This window comes from Achromobacter sp. GW823-FHT04E03 (assembly GCF_058796095.1).
Map to the genome: position 1 here is coordinate 765,606 of NZ_JBXAIJ010000003.1, position 21,534 is coordinate 787,139.

Genomic DNA, 21,534 nt, shown 5'->3' on the forward strand with positions numbered 1-21,534 from the left:
GGGTCTTTTGCGTTTTCCAGGGGCGACCCCTGGAACAAATTCTTGGTGCCGACGGCGAGACTCGAACTCGCACAGCTTTCGCCACTACCCCCTCAAGATAGCGTGTCTACCAATTTCACCACGTCGGCTAACTTCAGCCAGAAAAGCGTGCTTTCCTGGAAAGTCGAACATTCTATCACGCAAATTGGGAAACGGGTGGTTCCGTGCCGCTTTGTCGCTGGCATGCCATCGATCCGTCCCCAAGTACTATCCAGAGGAGCCGCGAACGCCCCCTCCCCCCGCCTATCAGTTGATCTGCAGGTTGGTCGCCTTGACGACTTCGCCCCACTTGCGGGTTTCGCTTTCCATGAAGGCCTTGAATGCTTGCGGCGTGTTGGGCGGCGGGGGCATCAGGAAGCCGTTGGTCTGGTAGCTGGCGGCCAGCGCGGCGTCGGAGGTCAGGGCCTTGTTGATGGCGGCGTTGACCTTCTGGACGATTTCGGGCGGTGTACCGGCCGGCGCGTACACGCCGAACCAGGCTGCCACGTCAAAGCCTTCCACGCCGGATTCGGCGATGGTGGGGATTTCCGGGGCAAACGGCACGCGGCTGCCGGTGGTGACGGCCAGGCCGGTCAACTTGCCCGCGCGCACGTGCGGCAGCAGCGGCGGCAGGTTGTCGAAGATCGAGTCCACTTGTCCGCCCAGCAGGTCGGCCACGGCCGGGCCGCTGCCGCGGTACGGAACGTGCAGGATGTCGATGCCGGTCTTCATCTTGAAGAGTTCGCAGCCCAGGTGGGCGGACGAGCCGTTGCCGGGCGAAGCGCAGGTGAGCTTGCCCGGGTTCTTCTTGGCGTAGGCGATGTATTCCTGCACGGACTTGACGGGCACGCTGGCGTTGACGGCCAGGATGTTGGGCACCACGTTCAGCAGGGCGACGGCGTCCAGGTCCTTGAGCGCGTCATAGGACATCTTGGAATAGAGCGACTGGTTGATCGCGGTGGAAATCGATCCGACGAACAGCGTGTAGCCGTCGGGCGCCGAGCGGGCGACGGACTCGGCGCCGATGTTGCTGTTGGCGCCGGGCTTGTTCTCCACCACGAAGGTCTGGCCGAACTCCTTGCCCAGCACGTCGGCGATCATGCGCGCGCTGATGTCGGTGGTGCCGCCCGGGGCGTAGCCCACGACCAGCCGCACCGGCTTGGTCGGATAGGCGCCGGCCTGGGCCTGCGCCGGTCCGCTGGCGATGCACGCCAGCACTGCCGCCACGCCGGCCAGTTTGGTATAGATCTTCTTCATGTTTCCTCCTGTCGAAAACGGATGGGCGCGCATGGGGATGCGCACCGTTTTTTGTTGTTGTGCGGGCGCTGCTGCCCGGGGCGGCACAGCCGCCCGCGTCAGGCAGCGCCTGCCGGCCGCAAGGGCGCGATCAGGTCCGGCGTGAGATCGGCCAGCGTCGCGCAGCCGAGCAGCGCCATGTTGGTCGAGATCTCGCTGCGGAATATGTCCGCCACTTTGCGGATGCCGGCGCTGCCGGCCACGGCCGCGCCGAACAATTGGGGCCGGCCGGTGAAGACCATGCGCGCGCCCAGGGCCACGGCCTTGAGCACGTCGGAGCCGCGGCGAAAACCGCCATCCACCATGACCGGGAAGCCGGGCGGCACCGCGGCCACCACGTCGGGCAGCGCCTGCAAGGGCGAGATGCAGCCATCCAGCTGGCGTCCGCCGTGGTTCGACACGATCACGCCGTCGGCGCCCGCCGCGCAGGCCAGGCGCGCATCATCGGGATGCATCACGCCCTTGAGCACCAGCTTGCCCGGCCAGTTCTCGCGGATCCAGCGGATGTGTTCCCACGACAGCTTGTCGCGTTCGCCGCGAAAGCCGTTGGGCGGGTCCTGGGTGATGGGCGGGCCGATCTGTTCGTACAGGTTCGAGAACCTGGGGATGCCGCTGCCCAGCAGCGTGCGCAGGAAGACGTTGAAGCTCCAGCGCGGGTGGCGCATGCCGTCCAGCATCACGCTGGGGCTGAGCTTGAAGGGCACGGTGAACGAGAGCTTCTGCAGGTTCTCGCGGTTGGCGCCGACGCAGGTGTCGATGGTCACGACCAGCACCGGGATCTCGGCCTGGCGCAGCCGCGCCATCAGCTTGCCGATGCGCTCGGTATTGCCCGGCAGATAGGCCTGGTACCAGCAGCGCTTGCCCGTGGCCTCCTGCAAGCGTTCCAGTGGCACGCTGGAAGCGCCACTGATGATGAAGGGAATCTCGGCCTGCTGGGCGGCCTGCGCCAGCGCCAGGTCGCACTCATGCATGACGATGGCGGAGAACCCGGTAGGCGCGAAGCCCACCGGCATGGCGTAGCGCTGGCCGTAGAGTTCGACCTGGCTGCTGCGCTGGTCCACCACGCGCAGGCCGCGCGGCCGGAAACCCACGTCGCTCAATGCGCGCACGCTCTCGGCCAGCGAGGCGCCGTCCTCGGTGCCGCCGCAGACGTAGCCTTCGACGCAGCGCGGCATGATGCGCCGCGCCTCGCGTTCGAAGTCGCGCACGGACAGGCAACGATCCAGACGGCTCATGCGGCCACCGGCGAGCCGGCCTGTGCGCGCAGCGCCTGCATGCAGGCGGCCAGCGAACGGTCCTGCGTGTCCTGGTAGAGCGCCAGCTCGTCCTGCACCTGGGCGCCCAGGGCCTGCTCGAAAGCCGCCTGGCTGGCGTTCTGCGCGTATTCGGCCTGGGCCTTGTCGCCCAGGTTCGACTGGAAGATGCCGGCCGCGCTGACGGGCAGGAAGTCCTCGTACACCAGCGGCTCGAAGCGGATGTAGCCCTGGGCGATCAGGTCCTGCAGGCTGGCTTGCGCATCCGCGCCGTCCTTGCCGGTCAGGAAATAGCGGAAATAGGCCAGCCCCTGCGCATGCAGCGCGTCATAGTCATCCGGGAAGGCGGCGAAACAGTCCTGCAGGTTCTGCATGTAGGCCGCGGCATTGCCTTCGTTGGGCGCGCCGCTGATGCGGCTGCGGGCCAGGTCCAGCAATTGGTCGTAGAGCGCGCGGCCCTTGCGGGTCAGCGCGACGCCGCGCTGCTCGATCTCGCCGAAGCGCGCCGTGTGGCTGCCGGCCGCGGACTGGCCGTCGGCGCCGGCGAACAGGACCGCCTCCTCCAGCGCCTTGAAGCTGGTCTGGCGCAGCAGGATCGGACATTTGCGCGGCGGCGGGCCTTCGATCACGGCCTTGGCGGACACGCCGCGGCGCGGCATCTCGGCCTGGGCCTCGTCGATGTCCAGCGTGCGCGGGGTCAGGTGATTGATGTGCGGGCCCTTGAAGGCCACCACGTCGGCGATCAGGCGGTGCTGGCCGTGCAGTTCCTCGTAGTCTTCCAGGCTGACGGTGGCCTCGCTGTGCCAGCGGAAAGTGTGCAGGGCTTCGGCCACGAATTCGCGGGCCTCGGCTTCAACCAGTCCGCCCTGCGCCTCAAAGCGGGCCGCGAGTTCCAGCGTACGCGCGGTGAATATCTGGCGCGCGGCCAGGATGCGCGCGGCCTTCTCGCGCAGGGCCTCGTCGGCGATCAGTTCCAGCCGCAGCAGCGAGGTGAAGACGCGGAAGGGGCTGGCCTGCAGCGAGGCTTCGTGGGTGGCACGGAAGGCGGTGGAATGCACCGGTACGCCGGCCGGCGACAGATCGTAGTAGCCCACCGGCTGCATGCCCATCACGGAGAACACGCGCCGCATGTTGGCCAGTTCCTGCGCGGTGCCGACGCGGATCGCGCCGTGGCGCTCGATGTCCAGGCGCTCGATCTCGCCCGTGCGGGCCAGTTGGGCGGCCAACTCGGGCTGTTCGGCCAGCGTCTTGGCGTTGACCTGGGCGACCAGGTCCAGCAGCGTGTCGTACAGCGGCACTTCCGACTTGTACATGTCGGACATGGCGCGGGAGAACCAGGCGCGGATCTGGTCCGGATTGACGAAATTCTGACTCATGGCGGGCTCGGCACATCGGTAAACAAGGATGGCCCGCATGAAATCATGCGCCGCGCGTGCGATCAAATGAAAAAAATCGGCTTAATCAGTCCGTTTTTTCATGGACCGCGCCCGCTGGGCGTCGCGCTCGCGCTTGCGCGCGGCCTCTTCCTCAACCCAGGCGACGAACTGCTTGATCTTGGGCACTTCGGCCGAGTGCTCGGAATAGGCGACGAAGTACGCGCCGTCGCTGGGCTGCACGTAGTCCCAGGGAATCACCAGCTTGCCGGCCTGCAGCTCTTCTTCGGCCAGCAGGCGCGGCGTCAACGCCACGCCGCAACCGCCCTCCGCAGCGCGCACGCACATGTAGAAGGTATCGAAGCGGGGACCGTGGTAGCTGCGGTCGGACTGGAATTGCTGGCGCGAGAAGTAGTCGTGCCAGGCCTCCGGACGCGAGGCGCACTGGATCAGCGCCTGCGCGCTCAGCACCTCCAGGCTGTCGACCCTGTCACCCGGAAGAAAGCCGGGCGCGCACACCGGCACGACCTCGGCCTCGAACAATTCCCGGCACTGGGCGCCCGGCAAGGTGCCATGGCCGAAGAAGAAGGAGATGTCGATCTTGGCCTGCATCAGGTCGAAGGGCCGCGTTTCGCTGCGCACCTTGACCTGGATGTCGGGATGGGCGGCCATGAAGCCCTGCAGGCGCGGAATCAGCCAGCGCGCGCCGAAGGTGGGCTGGGTGCCGATGGTCAGCACCTGAGTCTCGCTGCCGTAGGTCAGGATGTAGCGCGAGGACATGTCCACCTGGTTCAGGATGGCCCTGACCTCGGACTGGTACAAGGCTCCCGCAGGCGTCAGTTGCAGGCGCCGCCGCACCCGCAGGAACAGCGGGTTGCGCAGCAGCGCCTCCAGCTGCGCGATCTGTTTGCTGATCGCGCTCTGGGTCATGTGCAGTTCCTCGGCGGCGCGCGTGAAGCTCATGTGCCGCGCCACCGCCTCGAAACATTGCAGCGCCATCATCGATGGCATCAAACGCTTTTCCATGGGGCCGATCCGGGTATGCCTGTGCTGGCGGCGGCCCGCGTTCCATCGCCGGCCGCCGCGCTTGCGGCATTATCGCAGGCCCGGCCTCACCACTGGTATCCGACCCCCGCGGCGCCGCCGAAGTCGCCGCGGGACGTGCCGTTGGCCGACACCTTGTAGACCCAGCGCCCGCCGCTGGACACGCGCGACAGCCCCAGGGCGTAACCCGATTCGCCGTTCCAGGTGCCGCCCGCCATGGACAGCATGTTGCGGCCGGGCAAGTAGGCCTGCGGCAAGGAAGCCGTCGCCATGGCCGCAGCCACCCCCGCGCTCAGCATGCGCTCCTGGGACTCCAGATCGCTGCGCAGGTTCTGCAGGGAATGCTCGACGGCGCCCACGCGCGCCTCGCTTGCGCTGCTTGCGGCGCGCAGCTGGCCCACGTTGACGGCATCGGTGTCCTCGCTGCCTGCGGCCACGCCCGTCATCTGGCGTCCACCCACGTTCACCTCGCCCGTGGAGCTTTGGGGCTGCGCCATGCCGTAGGCTTCGTAGTTCTCCTGCGCGCCGCGCGCCGCCGAGGACCCCGCCCCAAGCGCCACGCTGTTGCCCGCGCTGGCCACCGCGCCTGCGCCGACCGCGACGCTCTGCGTGGCCGCGGACGAATCCGCTCCCACCGACACGCTGCGGTCGGCAACGGAACCGCGTCCGGCGTTCGAGCCTATCGACACGTTGTCGTTGCCCCGCACGCCCGACCCCGCGGCCGTGCCCTGCGCCACGTTGTTATTGCCCACGACGTCGCGCCCCGCAGCCAGCCCGCCAGCCGTATTGCCGTCGCCCTGCACGCCATAGCCCGCGTAGGCGCCGGCAGCCGTGTTGTTGGCGCCGGTCACGTTCTGCCCGGCGTTCTTGCCCTGCGCCAGATTGCCCTCGCCCTCCACGTTCTGCCCCGCGTTCTGGCCCAGCGCCAGGTTGCCGTCACCGACGACGTTGCGGCCCGCTTCCTGGCCGAAGGCCGAATTGCCGTTGCCGGTGACATTGCGCCCGGCGTTGGTGCCATAGGCGGCATTGTTGTTGCCCACCGTATCCGTGCCGGCCCAGAAGCCAAACGCATCGTTGTAGTCGCCCGTGACGTTCTGGCCGGCGCTTCGGCCAAACGACTGGTTCCAGCCGCCCTGCACATTGGTGCCGGCGTAATAGCCGATGGCCTGGTTGGCGTTCTTGCCGCCGACCTTGGAGCCCGCGCCCTCGCCGATCGCCAGGTTCCAGTTGGTGCTCACGTCCTGGCCCGCGCCATTGCCCAGGCCGATGTTGTTGCTGCCTTTCACGTTGGCGCCAGCGTTCTTGCCGATCGCGTGATTGCCCTTGCCCGTCACGCCCTGAGCGGCGCCCGGCCCATAACCGAGGTTGCTGCCGTCCCACTTCACAGGCGGCGCGGTCTGCGCCTGCGCGGCCGATCCCCCGGCCAGCGCGCCCACCAGAACCGCCACCGACAAGCCGTTGGCGGCCAGAATTGCGTATGTGTGCTTCATTTGTATGTTGATCGATTGTTGTTGCGGACCGGCCGGACGCGCACCCCGATGCGCGCCCGGCCCGCTCATGCCTGAGCCATCACAGATGCAGCGCCATGGCCGGATCGCTGACGCTCGCGCGGCCGTTCTCCATGCGTCCCGCGAAGCGGCGTTCGAAGCCTTCGGCGGTGACGGTGAAGTCGTACCAGTTGCCGCTTTCCTTGATGGACCAGTGGTGTTCGGCGACCTTGCCCGGCTCGACCGCCAGGGTCCAGGGGCCGTCCTTGCGGTAGGCGTTGGATTGCAGGTTCGCCTGCAGGCTGGCCGTGCCGCGGTTGGACACCTTCACGTAGAGCGCGCTGCCTGCCGGCTCGTAGCAGACCTGCACTTCCAAGGCCGCGCCACGCTGCGTATTGCCGGAGAAGGTCCGCACGAAGCCGTTGCTGCTGTACACCCACAGGTCATAGTCGCCGCCGGTCCAGGTGTCGGACAGCGTCTTGCCGGCTTCGACGGTGTAGCGCCGCGGGATCAGGTCCAGGTTGCGCTTGTCGTACACATGGAACACCGCGCCGGCTTCGCCCGTGTTGCTGAACAGCAGTTCGACCGCGCCATCCGCCCCCAACCGGGCGCTGGTGTGCAGTTCATAGGGCAGCGCGCGCGACAGCCGCGTGCCGGTCTCCTGGAACAGCGGCTGCGGGATTGCGGGCGCCTGGGTCACGGCGGTGGTGGGCAACAGCTTCTGCGCCGCGTTGACCGCGGGATAGTTGCTGGTGTCGGGCAGCGTGGGCACGCGCGGATCGTTGGGACTGACGAAGTCGAAGCAGGTGGTCAGGTCGCCGCAGACCGCGCGGCTCCAAGGACTGATGGCGTCGACCTTGATGTCGAAGCGCTGCTCCAGGAACCGGCCCACCGAGGTATGGTCGAACACCTGGGAATTGACCCAGCCGCCCTTGCTCCACGGCGACACGACGTACATCGGCACGCGTGAACTCAGGCCCCACGGCCGGATGTTGCCGGTGATCTTGTCGTCGGCCTTCAGGTAGTTGCCCACCGAGGCATCGAAATACTCCCCCTCCAGCGGCACGGTGGACTTGCCCATCAGCACGCCATTGGCGTCATAGGACGGCACTGCGGGCATGGCGGCGTGATCGAAGAAGCCGTCGTTCTCGTCGAAGGTCACGAACAGTGCGGTCTTGCTCCAGACTTCCGGATTGGAGGTCAGCGCGTCCAGCACGTCGGCGATGAAATCGGCGGCACCGGCCACGCCTTCGCTGCTGCCAGGATGCTCGGCCAGGGCCTGCGTGGGCAACACCCACGACACCTGCGGCAAAGTGCCATTGGCCACGTCCTGCTTGAGCTGGGCTAGGAAGTTGACGGCGCCGTCGTTCTTCTCGGGGCCGCCCGTCAGGCCATGTTCATAGATCGGCGAACCCGGCTGCGCGGTGCGGAAGCTCTTGAAGGCCAGGCAGCCGTGCATGGCGCCCGTCCAGTTGTTGTTCATGTTCTGGTAGATGTGCCAGCTGACCCCGGCGCGCTGCAGCAGGTCGGGCAAGGTGTCCCACTTGAAGGCGCTGTTCACGTACTTGTAGTTGTAGGCGCCGGTCGCGGGGTCGACCTGGCCCGAACCGTCGGCCAGCTGCGCGCGGCCCGCCACCCAGTTGGACGGATTAGGCCAGCAGCGCGAGTTGACGGGTTCCGAATCGGTGTCGGTGCTGTTCACGCCCAGCTTGCGCAGTTCGGGATTGGCGTTGGCGCCTGACCAGAACACGATGCGGTTGGGATCGGTGCCGGTCAGGATGGAACAGTGATAGCCGTCGCAGACCGTGAAGGCGTCGGCCAGCGCGAACTGGTACGGAATGTCCTCGCGCATGAAGAAGCCCATGGTGGCCTGGTTCTTGTACTGGATCCACTGGTCCATCTTGCCCTGGTTCCAGGCTGCCTGCTGGTCCGGGAAATTGTGCGGCGTGCCCGATCCGATCAGCGCGTTGCTGGTCCTGGAATCGCGGCGGAAGGGCTGGATGTCCTGGCCGCCCTTGGGGTCGGGCTGGAAGAACACCGATTTGCCGCTGGCCAGCGGAATCGGGAAGCGGTCGCCGAAACCGCGCACGCCGCGCATGGTGCCGAAATAGTGGTCGAACGAGCGGTTCTCCTGCATCAGGATCACGATGTGCTTGATGTCCTTGATGGTGCCGCTTTCAACCGCGGCCGGCACCGCCAGCGCGCGCTGGATCGAGGCGGGCAGCAAGGCCATTGCCGACAGGGCGCCGGCCGCCTGGGCCGAGGCGCGGAAGAACTGCCGGCGGCCCGGCAAGGCCGGGGACGCGCTGGCGGGATGCGAGGGATAGGTCTTGGTCATGGGGCTACTCTTGCGTGGGGTTGGGCGGATCGGGCGTTCAGGGCGCGCAGCGCAATTGCGGCGCGGGCGGCGGCGTCTCTGGCTGTCCGGTCTCGGGCGGCGTGGTCGCGCCGTCATCCGAGTCGTCATCGCCGCCGCAGGCGGCAAGGGTCAAACTCAAGGCGATGGCCGCAACAAGGGCGCGGCCCAGTGCAAAGTACGGGGTCATGAAAACTCCTGGTCAGGGAACATTGCCGGGTCCGTCCGGCAGAAAACCTATCGGGGCGGGGCGGCCTGGCTGGCCGCCGCGCCGGCTCAGCTCAAGCGGCGCCGCAAGCGGGCGGCGACCTGGTCCAGCAAGAACACGGTGATGAAGATCACGACGAGAATGGTCCCGACGTGGGCGTACTGGTACATGTCGTAGCGGCCTTTGAGTTCCTGGCCGATGCCGCCCGCGCCCACCAGGCCCACGACGGTCGCCATGCGCACGTTGCGGTCCAGGATGTACAGGGTGTAGCCGGTGAACTTGGGCATGACTTGCGGCAGCACTGCGTAGGCCAGCACGCGCGGCTTGCTGGCGCCGATCGCGGCCAGCGCCTCTTGCGGCTTGGTGTCGGCCGTTTCGATGTCCTCGGCGTAGAACTTGCCCAGGAATCCCATCGAATGGATGGCCAGCGCCAGCACCCCGGCAATCGGGCCGAAGCCGTAGGCCAGCACCAGGAACAGCGCGCAGATCAGCTCGGGCATCGCACGGAACATGCTGACGATGGCGCGCGCCGCCACGTACAGCAGGCGGTTGGGCGCGTAGTTGCGGGCGCTGCAATAGGCCAGCGGCGCACTGCCCAGCACGGCCAGCAAGGTCGCCCAGATCGCGATCTCGAAGGTCTCTACCATCTTCACCGCCACCCGCCATAGATAGCCCAGCGGCTCGACCAGATAGGTCTGCGTGGATACCTCGTCTTCCATCTTCAGCGTGTGCGGATTCAGCCGGCTCTCGGTCACCTGCACCGTTTCCACATGCGCCAGCCACGGCAGCCTGTCCGGGTCGAAGCCCTCTATGCGCGAAGTCTCGGTGCGGTACGAGACCTGCAGCGGGAACAGGTTGTCGGCCAGGGCGCCCAGGCCCGAGGTGACCTGGGACTGCTCCTTCAGGCCCACCGCCGCCAGCGCGCCGTCCAGGGTGAGCGCCGCCATGCGACCCATCTCGACCCGCTGCCCGGTGTAGAGGAACAGCATCAGCGCGGCGATCACGATCAGCAGCGCGCGGGCGCCATAGGGCGGATCCAGGCGCCAGGCCGCGTTGTCGGCCGGCGTCTTCAATGCATGCGTGTTCATTGCGCGCCTCCCGCCGACAGCACCGCCGGCCGGATCGGCCTGGCCATGCGAGGTTCAGCATGGCCGCGGCCCGCAAGCGCGGCCATGCCGCTTTCCGCCTGCGGCGCCTGATACAGCGCACGGGCAGTGGCCTCATCGAACGCGCCCGCCGGTCCGTCGAACACCATGACGCCATGGCGCAGGGCCACGATGCGGTCGGCGAACTCGCGGGCCAGGTCGACCTGATGCAGGCTGCAGAGCACGGTGGCGCCGCGTTCGCGTGCCTGATTGCGCAACAACTCCAGGATGTCGCGGCTGATGCGCGGGTCCAGGCTGGCCACCGGCTCGTCGGCCAGCAGCAAGGCCGGAGCCAGCATGAACGCTCGGGCGATGCCCACGCGCTGCTGCTGGCCGCCGGACAATTCGCTCACGCGGCGTTGCAGGTGCTCGGGCTGCAGGCCGACTTCGCGCACCAGCTTGCAGGCCCGTTCGCGCAATTCCGCGGGGAAGCGCATCAGATAGGCGCGCCATGCCGGCAAGCCGGGCAGCGCGCCCGACAGCACGTTGGTCGCGACCGTCGCGCGCGACACCAGGTTGAAGTGCTGATGCACCATGCCGATCCGTGGCCGCACGGCCGCCAGCGTCGAGGGCTGCACCTGCGTGCCATCGACCCACACTTCGCCTTGGGTGGGCGCGGTCAAGCCGTTGGCCATGCGCAGCAAAGTCGACTTGCCCGCGCCCGAGGCGCCCAGGATCACGCAGAACTGGCCGCGCGGCACCTGCAGCGACACCGAGTTCAGCGCCGCGGTCCCATCGGCATAGCGCATGCCTACAGCGTCATAGCGCAGCATGTCCATTTCGCTTGCTCCGCCGATCACCGCTGTGCCGCCTTCTGCAGGATTTCTCCCTTGATCTCGTCGGTCAGCAGGGCCATCTTCGAGGCCGGGCCGGCGAACTGCGCCTCGGAGAACTCGGTGTCGAAACGATCCAGCTTGGCGCCGCCATAGCCGCGCACCATGTCAGGCGTTACGCCGGGCGCCTGATGGACCGTGGCAAAGGCTTGCTTGAGCGTGGCCTTCAGCGTCTCGGGCAGCTTGGTGTTCATCGCCAACGGCGGATACGGGATGGGTTCGCTCTTGAAGATCACCTTCACGGACTTCGGGTCCACCGCGCCCTGGCGCACCGCCTTGTCGAAGGAATCGAACGACAGCGCGGCCGCGTCGACCTGGCCCTGCACCAGCGCGGCGAGGCTGCTGGCGTGGCTGCCGGTCAGTTGCAGCGCCGCCAGGTCCTTGGCCGGGTCCATGCCGTCCTTGATCATGGATGCCACCTGGAAGGTGAAGCTGGAGGCCGAATTAACGTCGCCGAACGCGGCGCGCTTGCCCTTCAGATCGGCCAACGTATTGATCGGCGAATCAGCCTTGGCGAACATCGCGGCGTAGTAGGCGGATTCGCCCTTCTGCACGCCCACGGCCAGCAATTGCGCACATTGGCGCTCATGCGCCTGCACGTAGGAAACCGGACCCAGGAACGCGACCTCGGCCAACTGGTTGCACATGCCTTCGACCACGGCGCCGTAGGACTGGCCCACGGTCAGTTGGAAATGCAGGCCGGTGCTGCGCGTGATCGCGTTGAAGATCGGCGCGTAGTCGGCCTTGGTGCCCGACTCGGTGCCGCCGTCGGCGGGTATCAGCAGCACGCGCAGCGGACGTTGCTGCGAGCCGTCTGCCAGGGATTGGGCTTGTGCGAGAGGCGCGGCGGCCAGCAGGGAAACCAGCGCCAGGGCGGGCGCGCAGGTGCGGATCTTCATTTTTCTGTTCCTAGTCTTGTTGAGGTTGCCATCGGGGCGCAGCGTGCTCGGCGCTGATTCCGGAACGCAGATTAGTCACCGCACATGACAGGCAAATGAAAATTTCTCAAATCAAAAAAATGAATTTTTGAATTTTGTTCAGATAGAATCACAGCCGCCGGGCAGGCCCGAACCGTAGCGGGCGCCCACTTCTTTCAACCCTGCACGCGCTTCGACGCCACCACGCCGATCCATGACCCGCATTGCCCGTACTCCCCTCGCTTCTCCCCCCCAAGCGCCGACGGCAGAACCGCCCTGGACCGCCCGATCGCGCGGCCTGATCCTGGACCTGGACGGGACATTGATCCGGGGGCATGAAGTGATACCGGGCGCCAGCGAGCTGCTGACCCGCTGGGCAGGGCGCTGCGTCATCGTGTCCAACAATTCCACCGACACGGCGGCGGACCTGGCGCCGCGTTTACGGGCGATGGGCCTGCCGGTGCAGGCCGGAATGCTGGTCCTGGCCGGTGAACAGGCCGTGCGCCATATCGCCCGGCAAAACCCGCGGGCCGCGGTGCTGCTCTGCGCCTCGGACGCATTGCGCAGTTTCGCGGCCGGACTGGGGCTGGCGTTGGTCGACCGCGATGCGGACATCGTGCTGCTGGCGCGCGATCTCTCCTTCGGCTACGGGACGCTGCAGACCCTGGCAGGCGAGCTGGCGCGGGGCGCGGCGTTGATGGTCAGCAACGGCGACCTCACCCATCCCGGCCCGCAAGGCGCCATCGTCCCGGAGACGGGCGCGCTATTGCAGTCGGTGCTGGCCTGCGCGCCCGGCGCGCGGCCGCACATACTCGGCAAGCCGGGAGCCATGCTGCTGGAGGAAGGATTGCGCCGGCTGGGCCTGGCGCCTGCGGACGTCACGGTGATCGGCGACAACGTGCGCACCGATGGGCTGGGTGCGGTACGCCTGGGTATCGGCTACCTGCTGGTGGGCAATGCGCCCTGCGCGGATGCGCCGGACGTGGCGAGGCTGCTGGACAGCGCATGCCCGCGCCGACATGCGCTGCCGGCGGGCATTGAAGACGATCAGTAGCGCTTGTTCGACAGCACGTCGAAGGTGCTGCGCAGCGTGGAGACGGCCTTGTCGTAGTCGGACAAGGCCAGGCAAGCGATGAGGGTGTCGATGATGGCGAGCTGGGCCAGCCGGCTGGTCATGGCCTCGGTGCGGAAACGGGTCTCGCGCGACATGGTGTGCAGCACCACGTCCGCATGCTCCTGGATCGGCGATTTGCCGAAATTGGTGATGCAGATCGTGCGCGCGCCGGCTTCCTTGGCCAGCCGCGTCGCCAACACCGTCTCGTGCGTGCTGCCCGAGTGCGAAATGGTCAGCACAGCGACGTCCGGCCCGGTCAGCGACGCGCTGATGGCCTGCACGTGGGAATCGGTCACTGCGGTGGCATGCAGCCCGATGCGCAGCATGCGGTAGTGCGCGTCGTGCGCGATGACGGCCGAGCTGCCGATGCCGTAGATTTCAACGCGGCGGGCGCCGCGTATCAGGTCCACCGCGGCCGACAGCGCTGCCACGTCCAGCACCGATTCGGTTTCCTGCAGGGTCTGGATATTGCTATGGAAGATCTTGCTGACGACCTGCTCGGGCGTGTCCTGGGCGGCCAGGTCTTCGTGGATGTACTGCACCGGCTGCACGATCTGCTGCGCCAGCGCGATCTTCAGCTGTTGAAAGCCCGTGGCCCCCAGCAGCTTGCAAAAGCCCACCACGCTGCCTTCGCTGCACTGGGTGCGCTCGGCCACTTCACTGACCGACATGTGCACCACCTCGGCGGGGTTGCGTATGACGAACTCGCCAATGCGCTGCGAGGCCGCCCCCATCGAGGGCAACAGGCTCTGGATGCGCGCCAGCATGGCCTGCGGCGAGCCCCGCTGCTGATCGGCGGCGGTCGGGGTTCGGGGAGTGCGTTTGGATGTGGCCATGGCGGAGATCGAGAGACGGGAACCGGGTGCGCAGGCAACGATACCCTACCCGCTGCCGGCGCGGCGACGACGCATGCTAACGGCCGCCGATGACAGGATGTCCGGGCAGGCGCGCGCCGCCCATGAAAAAGGCCGGCATGTGCCGGCCTTTCCGTTTGCTGTGCCTTACTTCGCGGGCGTTTCGGCGGGCTTTTCGCCTGCGGCCGGAGCGGCCGGGGTGGCGGGAGCGGCCGGGGCCGAGGGCACCGACGCGTCGGGCTTGGCCGGAGCGGCGGGCACGGAACCCGCGCCGGGAACCGAGGCGGCGCCGGGAACCGACGAGCCAGCGGGAGCAGGCGCCGCGCCCGGCACTTGCGGCACCGAACGGTCGGCCGGGAAGCTCTGCATCACGCCCGAGTCGACGGCCGGGCCGCTATTGCCCTTGTGGCTGACATAAGCCAGGCCGGCGGTGGACGCGAAGAAGACCACGGCGGCCCACTTGGTCGCGCGCGAGAGGAAGTTCGCCGCGCCGGTGGCGCCGAACAGGCTGCCGGCCGAGCCGCTGCCGAAGGCGGACCCCATGTCGGCGCCTTTGCCCTGCTGAAGCAGGACCAGGACGATGATAGCCAGCGCCGAGATCACTTGGACGGCCAGCAGGATTTTGAGCATCAAGGGCATTACAGACTCCGGAACGGAAACTTAGATAGCGGCGATTCGCAAAAATTCTTCGGCCACGAGCGACGCGCCGCCGACCAGGGCTCCGTCGATATCAGTCATGGCGAACAAACTGGCGGCATTGGCAGCTTTGACGCTGCCGCCGTACAACACTTGCACCTGCGCGGCGCCCAGCGCGCGCAGGGCGGCGCGGATGGCGCCATGGACTTCCTGCGCCTGCTCGGGGCTGGCGGTGCGGCCGGTGCCGATGGCCCAGACGGGCTCATAGGCCAGGACCATGCGCGAAACCGCCTCGGCGCCCAGCGCCAGCACGGGCTTCAACTGGCGTTCGATCACGGCCAGCGTGTTGCCGGCTTCGCGGTCGGCCAGGGACTCGCCCACGCACACCACCGGCGTCAGGCCGGCGGCCAGCGCGGCCTGGGCCTTGGCGGCGACGGCTTCGTCGGTCTCGCCGTGCAGCACGCGGCGCTCGGAGTGGCCGGCCAGGGCCCAGCGGCAGCCGAATTCCTTCAGCATGGCGCCGGAGACTTCCCCGGTGTAGGCGCCCTTTTCATGGGCGCTGACGTCTTGCGCGCCCCAGGACACGCTGCTGCCGGTCAGGGCCGACGCCGCCTGCGCGAGATAGGGGAACGGCACACAGATGCCGATTTCGCAGTGGCTCGCAGCATCCGCGGCGCGCAGCTCGGTCAGCAACGCGGCGTTCTCGGCCAGGTTGCCGTGCATCTTCCAGTTGCCCAGCACGAGGCGGGCGCGGTTTTCGACTGAAGTCATGGCGAGGTATCTGTATCGGTTGGACTGGGGCGAGCCAAGGGCTGCGTAGCAACCGCCCACGGGCCTGCCTGGAAAAAATTCCAGGCGAAACCCGTGATTGTATCCTGTTGCGGGACGCTACGCCGAGCGCCCCCCATTTCTTACATGGTCAGGATGATTTTGCCGATGTTTTCACCGCTTTCCATCATGGCATGGGCGCGGGAAGCCTCGGCCAGCGGGAAGGTGGCGTGCACGATGGGCTTGATGGCTCCTTTTTCCAGCAAGGGCCAGGCCTGTTCACGCAGCGCACGGGCGATGGCGCCCTTGAAGGCGACCGGACGGGGACGCAAGGTCGAGCCGGTGATGGTCAGGCGGCGGCGCATGACCTGGGCCGTGTCCACATTGGCGTGGGAACCGCCCAGCTGGGCAATGATGACGATGCGGCCGTCGTCGGCCAGGCACTGCATGTCGCGGCCGATGTAATCGCCGGCCACCATGTCCAGGATCACGTCCACGCCGCGTCCGCCGGTGGCGTCCAGCACTTCCTTCACGAAATCCTGGGTCTTGTAGTTGATGCCGCGTTCGGCGCCCAGCGCTTCCACGGCGCGGGCCCGGTCGTCGCTGCCGACGGTGGCATAGACCTTGTGGCCCATGGCGCGGGCCAGCTGGATGGCCGTGGTGCCGATGCCGCTGGCGCCGCCGTGCACCAGCAGCGCCTCGCCTTCGGACAGGCGGCCGCGGTCGAAGACGTTGCTCCAGACCGTGAAATAGGTTTCCGGCAGGCCGGCGGCCTCGATGTCGGACAGACCCTTGGGGATGGGCAGGCATTGCGCCGCGGGCGCCACGCAGTATTCCGCGTAGCCGCCGCCCGCCACCAGGGCGCAGACCTTGTCGCCCATGGCGAAACCGCTGCCCGCCAGGTCGCCGCCGACGATTTCGCCGGCCACTTCCAGGCCCGGCAGGTCCGAGGCGCCGCGCGGCGGCGCGTAGTTGCCCTTGCGCTGGAACACGTCGGGACGATTGACGCCTGCGGCGCTGACTTTGATCAGAACTTCACCCGCGCCGGTTTCCGGCGTGGGGCGCTCCACGGGGACCAGGACCTCGGGGCCACCAGGGCGAGAGATTTCTACGGCGTGCATCGCGTGCCTCCTTTGCAGCAAATGGATTATTATTGCGCCCTTTACGGCGTATCGTGTTCCCGGCCTGGCAGATTGTTTGCCTGATGGCCGGATCGCCGGAATATACGCAATACCAGGAAGCGTGGCAGAGTGGTCGATTGCACCGGTCTTGAAAACCGGCAACGGGCAACCGTTCGTGAGTTCGAATCTCACCGCTTCCGCCAAGACACCCGATGCCAGCGCGCATCGCCGCCCGCAAGGCGGCAGGGGCCTATAGGCTGCCGTACGAATGCAGCCCCGACAGGAACATGTTCACCCCCAGGAAGGCGAAGCTCGTCACCACCAGGCCGGCGAGCGCCCAGTAGGCCGCCACCTCTCCCCGCAATCCCTTTAGCAGCCGCATGTGCAGCCAGGCGGCATAGTTCAGCCATACGATCAGCGCCCAGGTCTCCTTGGGATCCCATTGCCAGTACGCGCCCCAGGCGTCGGCGGCCCACAACGCGCCCAGCACGGTGGCCACGGTGAAAAAGGCGAAACCCAGCGCGATGGCCCGGTACATGATGTCCTCCAGCACCTCCAGGGACGGCAGCCGGCGGGCAATCGGCCGGCGCAGCGCCAGCACCGCGCCCACGAGGATGGCGCCCGCGCCGAAATACAGCATCCACACAGGCGGCAGCCGCCGCGAGCCGAAGATCATCGGCTCGGCGCATAGCAGCGCACCCAGCAGGAAAACCGGAATCAGACGCTTGCCTGCGGCGCTCTGCCCGTGCAGCTTGACCAGGTAGGCGAAACCCACCGCGCCCGCCAGCGAGAACGTGCCGTAGCCAATGAAATTGGCCGGCACGTGCAGCTTCATCCACCAGCTTTGCAGCGCGGGGACCAACGGCTGGATCTGATGGGCGCCGCGCGTGAGCGAATACCAGGACAGGAAGACGACCATCGAGGCAACCACCAACATGACGAAGCCGCCCAGCGCCCGCGTGGCGTAGCGGGCCTCGTAGTAGAGGTAGAACAGCGCCGTGACCAGCGCGAAAAAAACAAATACCTCGTACAGGTTGCTGACTGGAATGTGTCCGACATCCGGTCCCAGCAGATGCCCTTCGCGCCAGCGCACCAGCAGGCCGGTCAGCCCTGCCCATACCCCGCCCCACGTCAGGACAGTGCCCAGCCAGGCGATCGCGGGCCGGGCCAGTCCCGCCCAGTAGCAGAGCGTGCCCAGCACGAACAGGCAGCTCATCCAGAGTATGGACGACTGCGACGACAGCAGGTACTTGAGCAGGAAGACGCTTTCGGCGCGCCCCAGGTCGCCCTGCAGCAGCCCTGCCCCGCCCGCATACAGCCGCACGGCCAGCAGCGCGCTGGCGCCGCTGGACAGGGCCAGAGTCCGCAAGGGGCGCCACAACCATCCCAGCCAGGCCAGGGCCGGCACGGCGCCGATCAGCATCGCTTTCTCGTAGCCGTTCAGGAACGGGCCGAACTCCGCCAACGCATAGGCGCAGCCGGCAAGGCAGATCAGCAGGAACGCGGCATCGGTCCGGTTCAGGCGCCTGCCGGTCCGGGCTGCGGCATTCGGAACCTCCGGCACGGGCCGGCGGGAAGTCAACGGGACGGGCCCGGTAGCGGTAATCGGCATCGCAGCATCTCCATGCGTGACCGTCCGCCCCAGGTTGCCCACAGGCCGAACGAATCTTATATTGTCATAGGACAAATTGATTCTACGAACGACGCGGCAGCGCCGCATAGCGATGCCGCCGGTCCCCGCGCTGCGCCACCGTCCCTACCGGAAACGCGGCAGGCGTGCTATACACCCGCGCAGCGCGCTTCGTCCAAAGACGGGCGAGACGCCGCCCGGTCCGGACAGGATTCCTGCAATTGTTTGCAAGCCGCGTGCACGCGCGCCATGGCCTGGGCGATCTCGCCAGTATCCAGACCGGCAAAGCCGAACAGCAGATATCGGGGCTCGGCGCCCTCGGCCGCACAGGCGGCGGCCTGGGCCAGCGGATACAGCCTCACGCCCTGCGCCAGCGCGGCCGCGGCGACCGCGTCGGCGCCTGGGCTGTCCGCCGGCAGTTCGAAGGCCAGGTGCATCCCTGAATTCTGTCCGCTGATCCGGCCGCGTCCGCCCCAGACCTTGCGGATGCCGCGCAGCAGTTCGTCGCGCTGCGCCTGGTAGCGCCGCCGCAAGGTCTGCAGGTGGCGCGCGAAACAGTTCTCATCGAAGTAGCGCGCCAGCACGGCCTGCGTCAGCCATGGACTGCCGTTGTTGAGCAAAGCCTTGCGTTCGACGAAATCGTCGACCAGCGCAGGCGGGCAAACCATGTATCCCAGCCTCAGGCCGGGCCCCAGCGTCTTGGAGAACGTCCCCAGGTACACGACCTGCCGGGGGCTCATCGCGGCCAGCGGCATGGGCAGTACAGACTCATAGCAAAAGTCGCCGTCGTAGTCGTCCTCGATGATCAGCGCGCCGCTGCGGCCCGCCCATTCGAGCAACTGCCGTCTGCGAGACAGCGACATGGCGTGGCCCAGGGGGTACTGGTGCGACGGCGTCACATAGGCCAGCCTGGCCGGCCCTTCCGGCAACAGATCCGTGCGCAGTCCCTGCCCGTCCACCGGAACCAGCGCCTCCTGCGCGCCATGCCGCCGCACCAGATTCCTGAACCCCGCGTAACAGGGCGACTCGAACACCGCCCTGCCGTGGCGGTCGAGGAAATGCGAGGCGATCAGGCTCAAAGCCTCCTGGCTGCCGGCCGTGATCAGCACCTGTTCCGGTTCGACCTTCAACGCCTTGGCCGCCGACAGGTAATCGGCAATCTGCACGCGCAAGCCCCACAGGCCGGCCGGCGGCGCATATTCGGCCATGGCGCAGCCCGCATGCCGCAGCAGCTGGTTCGACAGCGTGATGAACTGGCGCAGCGGAAAGGCGTGGACCGAGGGACGGCCGACCTTGAAGTCATAGCGCAGGGGCATCGGCGGCGACTGGCCGCAGACGCCGCTGGACAGAGCCTGGCTGACGGCGTCCGCGTAGACCGGCGGACGGTCCTGGACGAAATCGGGGCAACGCGGATTGATGACCAGGCTGCGATTCAACGTCACGAAATAGCCGCGGCTGGGCTTGCTCTGGATCAAGCTGGAATCGATCAGCAGTTCATACGCGCCCAGCACGGTGTTCTTCGATACCTGCAGCAGCGATGACATCCGATTGATGGCCGGCAGCCTGTCCCCTTCCTGCAACCGTCCGGCGCGTATCAACGCCTCGATCTGGTCGGCGATCTGCTGCTTGTAGGGTTTTGCATCCTGGCGGGATAGAGAGAGCGGGAGTGAAAACATGGCGGACAACCACAGGACAAAAAATGGCGCCGGCCTTTCGAAGCGGCGCGGGCCGGCCGCGCTCCGTTTGCTATCACGGTAGTGCTTTGGCCACAGCCTCACTTTGTCCTATGTCAAAAAACAGATTGGACCGTAACCATTGCGCAGGCGTGAGCCGTGCCTTATCGGCCCGGCGCCGCGATGACACAGTGCATGTGCCGCAGTTTCGGCAAAACCTTACGGGAGAGATCGACATGCACACCAAGCTATTGAGCGCGGCCTTGCTGTTCGTCTCGGCCGGCGCCGCCTGGAGTGCGCCGACCGGGGAGTACCTCAAGGCGAATCAGCTGTTCCAGCAGAACTGCGCCGTCTGTCATGGCGCCGACCGCGGCGGCTACATCGCGCCGGGCCTGACCAGCGACCGCCTGGTCCAGAGCGAGGCGGCGCTGCGCGGCACCATCATGACCGGCATCCCCGACACGCTGATGCCGCCCTTCGTGGGCCGCCTGTCCGACGAAGAGATCCGGGCGCTGGCCCGGCTCATCAAGACGCAGACGGCGGACGATCCCAAATGGGGGCTGGACCAGATCCGCGCCAGCGTGCAGGTGGTGGTAGACGAAGCCACCCTGCCCGCCAAGCCGACCTACGCCATCGACACCGTCTACGACCTGATGGTGGTCATGGCGCGCGGACGCTATGGGCGTGGCGACGCGGGCAACAATGCGCGCACCGTGTTCCTGGACGGCAAGACCAACAAGGTGGTCGGCGAGATCGCCACGCCGGTGGCGCCGCACATCATGGATTTCAGCCCCGTGGCGGAACGCTGGGCCTGGCTCAAGAGCGACGACGGCATGGTCTACAAGATCGACCTGTACTCGCTGCAGATCGTGCGCAAGGCCAAGGTCGGCCTGACCGGCCCCGGTATCGCCCTGTCCAACGACGGCAAGTGGCTGGCCATCAGTTCGTTCGTGCCCAAGAGCGTCGCCATCCTGAAGGCGGACACGCTGGAACCGGTCAAGTACATGGACCTGGAGGGCGAAGATCCGGACGGCAAGTTCGTCAAATCGGCCGGCGGGCCCGTCATCGGCAGCCGGATCAACAATAAGTTCGCGCTGACGCTGCGCCAGGCTGGCCAGATCTGGATCATCGACCCCGACAAGCCCGACATGCCCGTGACCAAGCTGACCAAGGTCGGCCGCATGCTGCATGACACCTTCCTCACGCCCGACGGGCGCTACTCCATGGTCGCGTCCTATGACGACAACAAGATCGTCGCGATCGACTTCAAGGACGACAAGGTGGTGCGCGACATACCCGCCGGCTGCCAGCCTCACGTCGGATCGGGCGCGGTGACCGAAGTCAACGGCCGCTTCCTGGCCTTCGGCACCAACATCGGCACCTGCGCAAAGGGCTCCGTGGTCACGGTCTGGGACACCAAGGACTTTTCCGTGGTCAAGCAGATCCCGGTGGCCGGAGCCACCGAATCGCCCGCCGCGCATCCGAACGCGCCCTACGTGGCGGTGGACATCGTCGACAAGGACAAGCGCGCGGCCTGGATCCAGCTGATCGACAAGAACACGCTGGAAGTGGCCAAGACGCTGGACGTGGGCGGGCATGCCTTCTTCCCCGACTACAACCGCACCGGCAATTACCTCTATGTCAGCTCGGGCTACTGGGGCGACCGCATCAAGATCTACGACAGCAAGACCCTGGAGCTGGTGGCGGAACACAAGATGGAAAGCCCCTCGGGCATTTTTTCCCGCGCCCGCACCCGCTGGCTGACCATCGGCCTGTCCGAAACGCGCAAATTCTGAGCCGAGGAACCC

At 67.1% G+C, this 21,534-nt stretch carries 18 protein-coding genes and 2 tRNA genes; 3 read left to right on the forward strand and 17 right to left on the reverse strand.

The genetic code is table 11. The features are described from left to right. Positions 1-43: 43 nt before the first annotated feature. The 11 genes from AC1RHV_RS23110 to AC1RHV_RS23160 all read right to left on the reverse strand — a co-directional run bounded on the left by AC1RHV_RS23110 (position 44) and on the right by AC1RHV_RS23160 (position 11,912). Positions 44-128: transfer RNA gene (locus AC1RHV_RS23110), tRNA-Leu, on the reverse strand. Between the two features lie 157 nt (positions 129-285). After that, positions 286-1,275: a Bug family tripartite tricarboxylate transporter substrate binding protein gene (locus tag AC1RHV_RS23115; protein WP_192352546.1), complete on the reverse strand. Its 990-nt coding sequence runs from the start codon at positions 1,273-1,275 to the stop codon at positions 286-288. 98 nt (positions 1,276-1,373) lie between these two features. Next, positions 1,374-2,549 carry an alpha-hydroxy acid oxidase gene (locus AC1RHV_RS23120; protein WP_492302075.1) on the reverse strand — a complete coding sequence of 392 codons (1,176 nt, stop codon included), beginning with the start codon at positions 2,547-2,549 and terminating at the stop codon, positions 1,374-1,376. After that, positions 2,546-3,943 (reverse strand): 2-oxoadipate dioxygenase/decarboxylase HglS, encoded by a 1,398-nt coding sequence (gene hglS / locus AC1RHV_RS23125; RefSeq protein ID WP_492302077.1) that lies wholly within the window; start codon positions 3,941-3,943, stop codon positions 2,546-2,548. The genes AC1RHV_RS23120 and hglS overlap by 4 nt, the downstream gene beginning before the upstream one ends. 81 nt (positions 3,944-4,024) lie before the next feature. Then, positions 4,025-4,966: a LysR substrate-binding domain-containing protein gene (locus tag AC1RHV_RS23130; RefSeq protein ID WP_306650103.1), complete on the reverse strand. Its 942-nt coding sequence runs from the start codon at positions 4,964-4,966 to the stop codon at positions 4,025-4,027. Positions 4,967-5,052: 86 nt separating this feature from the next. Further along, positions 5,053-6,474 carry a YadA family autotransporter adhesin gene (locus AC1RHV_RS23135; RefSeq protein WP_119450857.1) on the reverse strand — a complete coding sequence of 474 codons (1,422 nt, stop codon included), beginning with the start codon at positions 6,472-6,474 and terminating at the stop codon, positions 5,053-5,055. A gap of 79 nt (positions 6,475-6,553) precedes the next feature. Next, a complete protein-coding gene (locus AC1RHV_RS23140) occupies positions 6,554-8,809 on the reverse strand; it encodes a phosphocholine-specific phospholipase C (protein WP_175159515.1) in 2,256 nt (751 codons plus the stop codon). A 37-nt stretch (positions 8,810-8,846) separates the two neighbouring features. Continuing rightward, positions 8,847-9,017 carry a hypothetical protein gene (locus AC1RHV_RS23145; RefSeq protein ID WP_166738396.1) on the reverse strand — a complete coding sequence of 57 codons (171 nt, stop codon included), beginning with the start codon at positions 9,015-9,017 and terminating at the stop codon, positions 8,847-8,849. An 86-nt stretch (positions 9,018-9,103) separates the two neighbouring features. Then, positions 9,104-10,123 carry a phosphonate ABC transporter, permease protein PhnE gene (phnE, locus tag AC1RHV_RS23150; RefSeq protein WP_175213882.1) on the reverse strand — a complete coding sequence of 340 codons (1,020 nt, stop codon included), beginning with the start codon at positions 10,121-10,123 and terminating at the stop codon, positions 9,104-9,106. Further along, positions 10,120-10,959: a phosphonate ABC transporter ATP-binding protein gene (locus AC1RHV_RS23155; protein WP_054450248.1), complete on the reverse strand. Its 840-nt coding sequence runs from the start codon at positions 10,957-10,959 to the stop codon at positions 10,120-10,122. Before AC1RHV_RS23155 ends, phnE begins: the two co-directional genes overlap by 4 nt. 17 nt (positions 10,960-10,976) lie before the next feature. Further along, positions 10,977-11,912: a phosphate/phosphite/phosphonate ABC transporter substrate-binding protein gene (locus AC1RHV_RS23160; protein ID WP_054450247.1), complete on the reverse strand. Its 936-nt coding sequence runs from the start codon at positions 11,910-11,912 to the stop codon at positions 10,977-10,979. A 232-nt stretch (positions 11,913-12,144) separates the two neighbouring features. On the opposite strand from AC1RHV_RS23160, the gene AC1RHV_RS23165 reads away from it, so the two are divergent. Next, positions 12,145-12,984, forward strand: coding sequence for an HAD-IIA family hydrolase (locus tag AC1RHV_RS23165; protein WP_175159513.1), 840 nt, complete (start codon positions 12,145-12,147; stop codon positions 12,982-12,984). On the opposite strand, the gene AC1RHV_RS23170 is transcribed toward AC1RHV_RS23165, so the two are convergent. From AC1RHV_RS23170 to AC1RHV_RS23185, 4 genes are all read right to left on the reverse strand, one after another. Continuing rightward, positions 12,978-13,880 (reverse strand): MurR/RpiR family transcriptional regulator, encoded by a 903-nt coding sequence (locus AC1RHV_RS23170; protein ID WP_225588996.1) that lies wholly within the window; start codon positions 13,878-13,880, stop codon positions 12,978-12,980. The two genes, AC1RHV_RS23165 and AC1RHV_RS23170, sit on opposite strands and share 7 nt — an antisense overlap. A gap of 165 nt (positions 13,881-14,045) precedes the next feature. Beyond that, a complete protein-coding gene (gene secG / locus AC1RHV_RS23175; RefSeq protein ID WP_054450241.1) occupies positions 14,046-14,537 on the reverse strand; it encodes a preprotein translocase subunit SecG in 492 nt (163 codons plus the stop codon). A 21-nt stretch (positions 14,538-14,558) separates the two neighbouring features. Beyond that, on the reverse strand, positions 14,559-15,305 hold the full coding sequence (gene tpiA, locus AC1RHV_RS23180; RefSeq protein WP_054450238.1) for a triose-phosphate isomerase: 747 nt from the start codon (positions 15,303-15,305) through the stop codon (positions 14,559-14,561). A 140-nt stretch (positions 15,306-15,445) separates the two neighbouring features. Continuing rightward, a complete protein-coding gene (locus AC1RHV_RS23185) occupies positions 15,446-16,423 on the reverse strand; it encodes an NAD(P)H-quinone oxidoreductase (protein ID WP_054450236.1) in 978 nt (325 codons plus the stop codon). A 115-nt stretch (positions 16,424-16,538) separates the two neighbouring features. On the opposite strand from AC1RHV_RS23185, the gene AC1RHV_RS23190 reads away from it, so the two are divergent. Further along, positions 16,539-16,626 (forward strand) — tRNA-Ser (locus AC1RHV_RS23190). Positions 16,627-16,673: 47 nt separating this feature from the next. Here the strand turns inward: AC1RHV_RS23190 and ccsB are convergent. Both ccsB and pdxR read right to left on the reverse strand, forming a co-directional pair. Then, positions 16,674-18,035: a c-type cytochrome biogenesis protein CcsB gene (ccsB, locus tag AC1RHV_RS23195; protein WP_310530630.1), complete on the reverse strand. Its 1,362-nt coding sequence runs from the start codon at positions 18,033-18,035 to the stop codon at positions 16,674-16,676. Positions 18,036-18,202: 167 nt separating this feature from the next. Next, positions 18,203-19,729 carry a MocR-like pyridoxine biosynthesis transcription factor PdxR gene (gene pdxR / locus AC1RHV_RS23200; protein WP_492302082.1) on the reverse strand — a complete coding sequence of 509 codons (1,527 nt, stop codon included), beginning with the start codon at positions 19,727-19,729 and terminating at the stop codon, positions 18,203-18,205. 233 nt (positions 19,730-19,962) lie between these two features. On the opposite strand from pdxR, the gene AC1RHV_RS23205 reads away from it, so the two are divergent. Continuing rightward, positions 19,963-21,522, forward strand: a complete 1,560-nt coding sequence (locus AC1RHV_RS23205; protein ID WP_119450851.1) for a nitrite reductase — start codon at positions 19,963-19,965, stop codon at positions 21,520-21,522. Positions 21,523-21,534: the final 12 nt, after the last annotated feature.